Source organism: uncultured Kiloniella sp., from assembly GCF_937128705.1.
Lineage (GTDB): Bacteria > Pseudomonadota > Alphaproteobacteria > Kiloniellales > Kiloniellaceae > Kiloniella.
On the sequence record NZ_CAKZMP010000061.1, the window covers coordinates 1 to 8178 of the forward strand.

General features: G+C 42.7%; 10 protein-coding genes. 3 read left to right on the top strand and 7 right to left on the bottom strand.

Annotated elements, in window-relative coordinates; all coding sequences use genetic code 11:
• A partial coding sequence (locus tag Q0241_RS03450; protein WP_299373106.1) for a glycine betaine ABC transporter substrate-binding protein occupies window positions 1-455 on the bottom strand: 455 nt, incomplete at its 3' end.
• A gap of 403 nt (window positions 456-858) precedes the next feature.
• Between Q0241_RS03450 and Q0241_RS03455 the strand changes: the two genes are divergently transcribed.
• From Q0241_RS03455 to Q0241_RS03465, 3 genes are all read left to right on the top strand, one after another.
• Window positions 859-2448: a PAS domain-containing sensor histidine kinase gene (locus tag Q0241_RS03455; RefSeq protein ID WP_299373109.1), complete on the top strand. Its 1590-nt coding sequence runs from the start codon at window positions 859-861 to the stop codon at window positions 2446-2448.
• A 49-nt stretch (window positions 2449-2497) separates the two neighbouring features.
• Window positions 2498-3019: a PAS domain-containing protein gene (locus Q0241_RS03460; RefSeq protein ID WP_299373112.1), complete on the top strand. Its 522-nt coding sequence runs from the start codon at window positions 2498-2500 to the stop codon at window positions 3017-3019.
• Between the two features lie 166 nt (window positions 3020-3185).
• A complete protein-coding gene (locus Q0241_RS03465; protein ID WP_299373115.1) occupies window positions 3186-3677 on the top strand; it encodes a PAS domain-containing protein in 492 nt (163 codons plus the stop codon).
• Between the two features lie 183 nt (window positions 3678-3860).
• On the opposite strand, the gene Q0241_RS03470 is transcribed toward Q0241_RS03465, so the two are convergent.
• The 6 genes from Q0241_RS03470 to Q0241_RS03495 form a co-directional block, all read right to left on the bottom strand.
• Entirely contained in the window at window positions 3861-4088 is a 228-nt protein-coding gene (locus tag Q0241_RS03470) for a DUF1127 domain-containing protein (RefSeq protein WP_299373118.1), read from the bottom strand.
• Between the two features lie 385 nt (window positions 4089-4473).
• A complete protein-coding gene (locus tag Q0241_RS03475) occupies window positions 4474-5067 on the bottom strand; it encodes a hypothetical protein (protein ID WP_299373121.1) in 594 nt (197 codons plus the stop codon).
• A 99-nt stretch (window positions 5068-5166) separates the two neighbouring features.
• Window positions 5167-5847: a hypothetical protein gene (locus Q0241_RS03480; RefSeq protein ID WP_299373124.1), complete on the bottom strand. Its 681-nt coding sequence runs from the start codon at window positions 5845-5847 to the stop codon at window positions 5167-5169.
• Complete coding sequence (locus Q0241_RS03485; RefSeq protein WP_299373127.1) at window positions 5829-6767, bottom strand: hypothetical protein; 939 nt, start codon at window positions 6765-6767, stop codon at window positions 5829-5831. Before Q0241_RS03485 ends, Q0241_RS03480 begins: the two co-directional genes overlap by 19 nt.
• A 307-nt stretch (window positions 6768-7074) precedes the next feature.
• On the bottom strand, window positions 7075-7767 hold the full coding sequence (locus Q0241_RS03490) for a hypothetical protein (RefSeq protein WP_299373130.1): 693 nt from the start codon (window positions 7765-7767) through the stop codon (window positions 7075-7077).
• Between the two features lie 11 nt (window positions 7768-7778).
• Window positions 7779-8178: hypothetical protein (locus Q0241_RS03495; RefSeq protein WP_299373133.1), on the bottom strand; the 400-nt coding region annotated here is incomplete at its 5' end.

Genomic DNA, 8178 nt, shown 5'->3' on the forward strand with positions numbered 1-8178 from the left:
GCTTTCCAGTCGGGTAGTCCTGGGCAAAGTTGCTCAACATAGCTGGGGTACCACCATTCTTCGCGCGTTTTTGCATCATGGTCACTAACAACGACGATCTGTCTTTTTGCTTTTACTCGCTCAAGGTCTTCAGCCATGGTTCCTTCCCAGACCTCTACTTGAACGTGTTCCAGACCTCGATGAAGCCGCGCCCATTGATCTTTTGTTGATAGTTCCTTGTATTCAACGTTATAGCCTTTTGATTCAAGGGTTTTACCATAGATTTTCGCCATGACGATCTGGCTGGTCCAATTGTTCAGGATAATTCTAATCGGCTCTTTGCTGGATGCATTGGCTGGGGCTGGAATAACATAATTTGACGTCAATAAGACGCCGAGCGCCAAGAGCAATCGGCCGGTATTCTTCAAGGAAATATTGAGCGAAAGTGGTGTATTGCGCATTAGAAGCCTGATCATGTTGTTGTTCGTGATCCGCATTTGTTTCGGTTATGACAAAGCTTAGAGAGAAAAGATTAAATATTTCTTTTGACGGTTTTGTATTGAAAGAATTTTAATCTAACACTTTGAAAAGATTAGTTGAATTGTGTCATTCGCATGTGGCTAATAGGTTGGTTTCTTCACGCGGCAGGCACAATCATCAGGGGAGGTAATTGCACTTTATGGGGGAAATAACTAAGCTTGAAATGACGTTAAAACTGAATTTGTACGTCTCTGCGCGTTGAAATTAAGAGTTGTTTAGTTTGTTTTGTGTAGGATTTATTCACAACAAGTTGTATGGACAGGATATGCCATGTGTGTTTCGTTTCTGAATTCGGGGCCACAATGTCAGATACTGGCAAAAGGTGAGTAGGTTTAGGGGATGTCAGTAGAAATCAAGGGGCCTGATGTGGGGGGGCTATCTGAAACGAATCAAGCGGACCGGCTGGAGGCTGCTATCCTTGTTCTTTCTGATGATTACCTGTCTCTTCTTGATGCTAACTCTCGTGCCTTGGAAATGCTTGGTTATTCGCGTGATGAGTTACAGGCTTTGACCCCTGATGAATTGATAGATGCCGCTCCTTCTTACCCTTCTCTTTCGTCTTATCTAAGTGAAACCTCAAAAGGAAAAATAGACCATTCTTGGACGTCTGTGAAAGACGAGGTAACGCTTCGCCATGCAAACGGGCAGGCAATTTTTTGCCGCGTTTTGACTGGGCGTTTAGACGTTGGCGGCTGTGTTCAGCAAATAATTACTCTAATCCCGATATCGCATGATCAAAAATTGTTAAAAGTCGGCGCCTTGTTGCGGTTGGCGGTTGAGCATATGCCTGATGCCATGATTATCTATGATACTGATGATCGCTTGATGTATTTTAACAAAGCATACCGCCAGATTTTTTCCTATATGCCGCCATTGGAAGAAATGATTGGGAAACACTATTTGGACGTTATTAAGCTCACGATGGAAGTTCCGGGGGTTATTACCGACCCTCTTAGTATTTCTGACCCAGAATCATATCTTAATAAACGTCTGAAACGATTACATAACCCACCTGATGGTCCTTTTGAACAAAAGACAGGGGTGGGCTGGCATATGGTAAGCGAGATGCGCATTCCTGGGGTTGGTTTCGTTAATCTACGCCGTGATATAACAGTCGAAAAGCAATTCCGGGATGAAATGTCCCAGGCAAACGAGCAACTGGCCACCGTTGCAAAAGCCATGGAACAATCACATGCTGATGCCCTTAGGGCGCAAATTTCAGCAGAACAAGCGAACAGAAGTAAAAGTGAATTCCTGGCAATGATGAGCCATGAATTACGAACACCACTGAATGCGATTATCGGGTTTTCATCGATGATGACCGAGAAGATATTTGGGGCAATCGGTAATGAGCGTTATGAAGAATACCCGACATTAATACATGAAAGCGGCCAGCATCTTTTAGCCATTATTAATGATATCCTCGACCTGGCAAAGGTAGAGTCCGGTAAAATGGAGCTGGATAGTGAGCAGATCAATGTAGTTGAAATCATTCAGGAAAGCGCGCGCCTGATGAAAGGGTTGGCCGTCACGCGTGGGGTGAACGTTGATATTGACATCAAAGGTGATGATGCCACGATCTATGCTGATTCAAGAATGACAAAACAGATGATTGTCAACTTGCTTTCAAATGCGTGTAAATACACCCCGGAAGGGGGGGATATTGTATTGTTCTTTGAAAAGGATAAAAGCAATAGGAAAATTATTGGCGTTAAAGACACTGGTATTGGCATGAATAAAGCTGACTTGAGCCTTGCAATGGTTCCATTCCAACAAGTTGGCGATGTTTCTACCAACACAGATAATGGTACAGGGCTTGGTTTGCCACTGGTTCGATCATTCATTGAATTACATGGCGGCACACTCGAAATTGAAAGCGAACCCGATAAGGGAACCTGTGCTTGTTTATGTTTTCCGGCTGGCTCATAGCTTACTGTCTGGCCGAAGTATAAAAATCGAGTTACAAGAATAAAAGCCAATGAGTACAAAAACAGGAACACGGGGAGAAATGATGGAACTCAAGCATAAGACCGACAAAGTTTATGATGAGTCTTTTCTTGACGTTTGTCATGCAAACATTCGTGCATTTTTTGAATTTTATTGCTCTAAAAAACAAGGACGATCAATGCCGTCCCGTTCTGATTTTGATCCATTGGAAATGAAACAGTACCTGCCAAGTATTACCCTGGTAGATGTTAAGCCAGAGACAAATGAGTTTATCTATCGGCTGGTTGGGACAAAAGAAGTAGAAATTAGAGGAAAAGACCCGACTGGGAAAAGTATTCAAGAAGAATTTTACGGCGAACTGGCTGAAGAGGTCGAGGAAAATTACCGCTATGTAAAAGAATACAAAACGTTCCTTTATGACCATACCAATGAAGCCGAGAAATCCAGTAAAATCATCCATGATGAAACCTTGTTTCTACCGCTTTCAAATGATGATAGTACGGTTAATATGATTATGTTGTTTTCCGTACAACAATACGCACAAAACAGATAAGCAAGGGAATAGACAGAGACTTTTTAATTTCCCATCCTGATTTGAGTTTTTGTTGTTTACACTGTTTAAACTGCCTTCTTTTACAAAAGAATAATAATTAAACGGGATAATAACCGTCATATTCGTTTATCTTTGACCTGGTATCTATAATCTGGAAAAAAACTTTATGTTCGAAATAAAGTATCCGCGTAACAAGATTTACAATGAAAATTTTCTGGATAAATGTGATCCGAAAATTGCTGCTTTCTATCAGGAATACTGTTCGCGCAAAAAAGGGCGGAAAATGCCTAGTCGGGGGGATTTTGATCCGCTGGATTTAAAGAACTATCTCTCTGGTATTACCCTTGTTGAGCAAAATCGTGAAACGGGAGAGCTTTTTTATCGCCTGGCGGGAACAGAAGCAGTGGAACTACGCAAACAGGATCCAACGGGAAAGGCTGTGCGGGATCATTTTCACGGAGATAGCTGGGAAGAAGTCGAAGAAAATTATCGCTATATTTGCCAATGCAAATCATTCATCTACGATCACACTATTGACAAAGAAAAAATTGGTAATTTTCTTCACGAAGAGCTTATTTTTCTTCCTCTTTCGGATGACGATGATTTTGTAAATATTATTATGCTCTATTCTGTAAAGTGTTTGAACTGTTCAGAGTAAAAGTTGTTTAAATACAAATTACTGGTATGGGTGATTAGATATCAGCATCGATAAATCACCAGATAAAAAAAGACCTCAAAGAATAATCTTTGAGGTCTTTTCATCGAGAAAGCTACAAGCATTAAAACCTAAGGGAGGATAGCTTTTAACGCGAGCCTTCTATGAACACGGTCAGCTGATCTATTAGATCTTAGAAACGATACCAGAGATATCGCAACGTGCCAGACCGATGTCTTCAAGAGTTGAGTCGCTGCAATTTTCAAGAGCGATAAGTGTTTCTCTGCGAAGCTTGTAATTTTCAATGGCATCAATCGCCGAAACAAAAAGATTACCAAGTGCAAAACCAATACGTTCTGCATAAGTTGCAGTTGGGTTTACAGGAAGTGTTTCTGTGAATGTTACTGTAGCCATTGTTTTAACTCCTAAACAGTAGGTAAATAAAGTTTAGACGCTTCGCGAAAGTTCGTGTTCGTCCGATAAACAATGATATAATCCCACTGATTTATTTTTACGAGTGGCATTCCTACAACGCCGATATGCAGAAAGTGCATGTCACAAATCCGACATTTTCTGCGGGATAGAGAGCGGGTATGTTTCACGCGGGCTTGCTTGGAAAGTTATTGAATTTGCTTGTTTTTCGGTTGTTTTAACACTGTGACTTCAATCGCGATAAGGGTGTGTTAATCATCAAAAAATCGCATTATGGTGTAGCGCGCCGGATGAAATTTCCGAAAATGACGGAAATAGTTTCCTTTAAACAGAATCCTTGTAGCGCGATTTTTTTAAGTGAAAATTATTAATCATCAGGCAAATCACGATGATAACCCTTTTTGAGAATATGACGCTTAACCTTATTCCTCAAAACTTTATTTGGCCTAACAGTTATAACTTTTCCTACTCGGGGAACAACAATCCATTTCCAAGAGTATAAATTAAGTTGCCAAGGAACAAACTTAACAGATGTTTTAATAACATCTCTAGCAAACAGATCTAACCAATCTGCATATTCATTTTTAAGCTCAATACAAAAATGTGCAACGTCACTGTTTTCTAATTCGTTAGGTAATTGTGCAGAAATTTCCATTTCTCCGGGTTGTTGAATTGCTGCAAATTTAGATAAAAACCCTAAAGACCATCCAATAGAAACAACACTTGTTTTACGCATACCCTTATTTACAACTTCAATACAAACGACAGTTCTTTCTGGCTGAAAACGATAAACAAGTTTTCTCAAACTTACATTAACATCAAGTTGCACTTTTCGAGCAGACAACCCTAAATACAAAGATACAATAACCGCTGCTGTTGTTGCTATTGCACCAAACCATATTCCCAAAACTTCGACTATGGCTAATAGCGGTGTCGTGGTAAGTTCAATTGTTATATGCACAGATAATTTCCCCTAAATTCAAAAAGAGCTTATCCATATTTAAGGCATAATAAAAGGCGGTAAAAACCGCCTTTAAATGTGTTTTAGCTTCTCTTTAAATTATGAAGCTACGTTCCAGAAAAGAACTTTTCCCCGGTTGTTATTGGCTGTGCAAATTTCCCAAGCTTTGGCATCGTAATGCGGGTTAGATGGAAAGGGTGGGGTTGTTCTGGCTTTCTGTGAAAAGTCTCTGTCGTATTGATAGGCGGCTAGATCTGAATCCCGGCCAACCTGTACCGCTTTGATCTTTGCCTTTGGGAAAGCTGCTTTAAGGGCTGTACTTAGAACGCCAGATCCGCAAGCGCACCAAACTTCTTCAGGGTCAAAATCAATCTGCTTTCCAACATTACTAATGGCCGTAATTGCTTCTTGCCATTGCAGACCGAAAGGAATCAATTTTGCCCCGCGTTCTTCGGCGTATTGCTTGGCTTTTGCTTGAACAACATTCAAATAACCGGGGGAAATTTCAACAATCTTTGCGCCGTATGATGCGGCTTGTTGTGTGTAGATAGAACGCTTCTTGCGTTTGGCTACAAAAAGTGTCGCCTCCTTGGCAGCTTGATAGGCACAAATGGCAATTGCTACCTGTGCGCCGCCTTCAGCTGGTGTGGCATATATAAACTCGTTAGCTTCAGAGTTTTTAAAATAGGGTAATAAAAAACGTGACTTGGTACCGCCTGGCACCAAGTCATCTCTTACAACGGCTATATTATTATAAAACTCTATAACGGGTCGTTGCATTCTACGGCTCCTATCGCTTCGTTAGCTGCGCGTGGATCGCCTTTGACAAAGACGATTACATTTTGATGCGCCCGCCCGAACCGTCTGGATTTTGTGAAACTACCTCTAACCCGTAACGGCAAGGTACCGAGCGCGTTAAGCAGCACTATCTCGCCATGAACCTTGAGGCCAGCCTCAATTCCCGCTGAACGAACGATATCCGGTAAACAAAGATAATTACCTTCTTTATCCCTGATATCTGAAACCACATAGACGGCAAAGCGATTTTCTTTAAGCCGTTTTGAAGCCTGTTTAATGGAATGTTTAAGCGCCCCGGCAAAGGTATCAAACGGCAATGTTGATATGTCTTCATTGAGATCTGAATAGACTTCTAGATCCCCATAAGGCGGACAGGTCAAAAGTAAATCAACATCGCCTTTGAAATGCTTATAAAGAGATTTAGTACAGGCATCGACAAGCCGCCAATCGGGGACAGGATCGGGTTTTGAAAGCACAGATTTTATCTGCTCTTTGTTTTCGTCAATTTGTTCCTGGCGGATATCAAATCCCGTGTATCGATGCCCCAACTTTGAAGCAACAATCCCGCGCACAGATCCCCCGGCAAAGGGGTCTAATATATGACCGCCTTTAGGGCAAAACCAGCGGTACAGGATTTCACAAAGTACGGGGTCAAAAATGCTTGTCGTTGCCCAAGACGGCATTGTATCGCCGTGTACAGATTGTTTAGCTTGCCCAGCTTTGATTTTGTAAATGCTCTCAAGTGAGGGGATGGTAGGTTTGCGACCTTCTTCTGATCGCAAACCAATTTCAATCCATTCCTTTTTTCTTGATTGCCACCATCCGGCGCGGGCATCCATTACGGAAAAGGGCGGGTAGAAGAAATCTCTATAAAGACTTCCGGACTTTTTTTCTTTTGTCATGATTTCCCTCATTCAAGGAGGGACGCTCGGGGCGTTCTGAGGTGGCGATCTGGTCGCTCATAATTGAATTCAATGAACCGCATTTGCGGCACTTGATCTGAAGCCCGGTAATCCGGGCGGACGGGGTTTTCTTAAAAAGCAATCCCCCGCAAAAACAACGTATAGACTCCATATAACATTACAACTATAACAACCCCGCCTGTGTACAGGTGCGGGATCGGCCATGCTGGCCAGTGTGGTCGTGGGAAGTGATCTTTCCCGGTTCGGGGTGTGCACACACCCCGACCCCCGCTTAATTAAACAGGGTTTATTCTTCCACTTCTTCAGGACCAAACCCCAGAGAAACTAGAGCCTCTTGTGCTTGGGTTTCCAATGCTGGAACAAGAGCTTTAAGCCCGTCCATGTCTGCATCATCAATGGCCTTTAAAGCGGCGCTTTCCATGCCGTCAATTGTGCTGACAGCGATTGCCAGTTTTGCGGCTTTTTCGTTTTGAATGGCTGCGAGTTGTTCTGGTGTTTCGCCAAATCCGCGCTTGTCTGCTTCGGCTGTGAGGATCGCGATATCTTCTGTTGAGGGCGTCCCGCCGTCTTTGAAACGTTCAGCACGACGTGCTTTATCTGACCAGCTTGACACTTTTAGATAATCAGGCTTCCCAGCAATCAATTCTCGGGTCTGGGACGCAAAAGCAACAACGCTTTTTTGGATTTCCTTGCGGCGATTTTCAAGTTCTTTAGGCACTGTTTGGTATTCAACAGTAGCGGTAACTTCCAACGGTTTGTTGGCGACGCCTTCAAGTTTGACATCTTGCCCGCCGATAACCGTTTGCCACGTCTGATCTGGCTCACCGGGATTAGTAACTGGGAAGACATACATGGCCTTCAAATCATTTGCGGGCACATTCGCTGCATCCGAAATCCGAACACCATCATATGTGATAACATCCTTTGAAGTGCGGTAAAGTTGATGCTTATTTAATTGATTATCAGTAACTTGATACATTATCTTCTTCCTTACTGTGCGCGAGAAAATTTACGTGGTGCCTTGGCCCAAGCGGCCACGATGTGATCTGCTCCGCTTGCGTTAATGTCGCCAGTTGAATCACGGATTTTTATGCCGTTAGAATTAAAGTCGATATCGCGAGTTGTGTTCCCTTCACCGCTTCCGCTTTCCATGTTGTTGTATTTCTCTACTGGACTTCCTGAACCGCGATCAGAATCAGATATATGATGGTTTGAAGCGGCACCAGGGCGCATAATTGAGACTAGGCGCGGTTGATGATCCATTGGCACAAAAGTACCGTCTGAGTTACCTCTCCCCTTGAATTTGCTAAAGGTTGAAAACTGAGGAACAGACCGCCATAGATAGAGAAAATATTTCCCAGAAGGCATCTGCGCGCCAAGGGTCACATCA

Bases quoted from the DNA above. Each gene is read 5' to 3' on its own strand.
- Q0241_RS03455 (WP_299373109.1), top strand. From the start codon at position 859: ATGTCAGTAGAAATCAAGGGGCCTGATGTGGGGGGGCTATCTGAAACG.
- Q0241_RS03460 (WP_299373112.1), top strand. From the start codon at position 2,498: ATGAGTACAAAAACAGGAACACGGGGAGAAATGATGGAACTCAAGCAT.
- Q0241_RS03465 (WP_299373115.1), top strand. From the start codon at position 3,186: ATGTTCGAAATAAAGTATCCGCGTAACAAGATTTACAATGAAAATTTT.
- Q0241_RS03470 (WP_299373118.1), bottom strand. From the start codon at position 4,088: ATGGCTACAGTAACATTCACAGAAACACTTCCTGTAAACCCAACTGCA.
- Q0241_RS03480 (WP_299373124.1), bottom strand. From the start codon at position 5,847: ATGCAACGACCCGTTATAGAGTTTTATAATAATATAGCCGTTGTAAGA.
- Q0241_RS03485 (WP_299373127.1), bottom strand. From the start codon at position 6,767: ATGACAAAAGAAAAAAAGTCCGGAAGTCTTTATAGAGATTTCTTCTAC.
- Q0241_RS03490 (WP_299373130.1), bottom strand. From the start codon at position 7,767: ATGTATCAAGTTACTGATAATCAATTAAATAAGCATCAACTTTACCGC.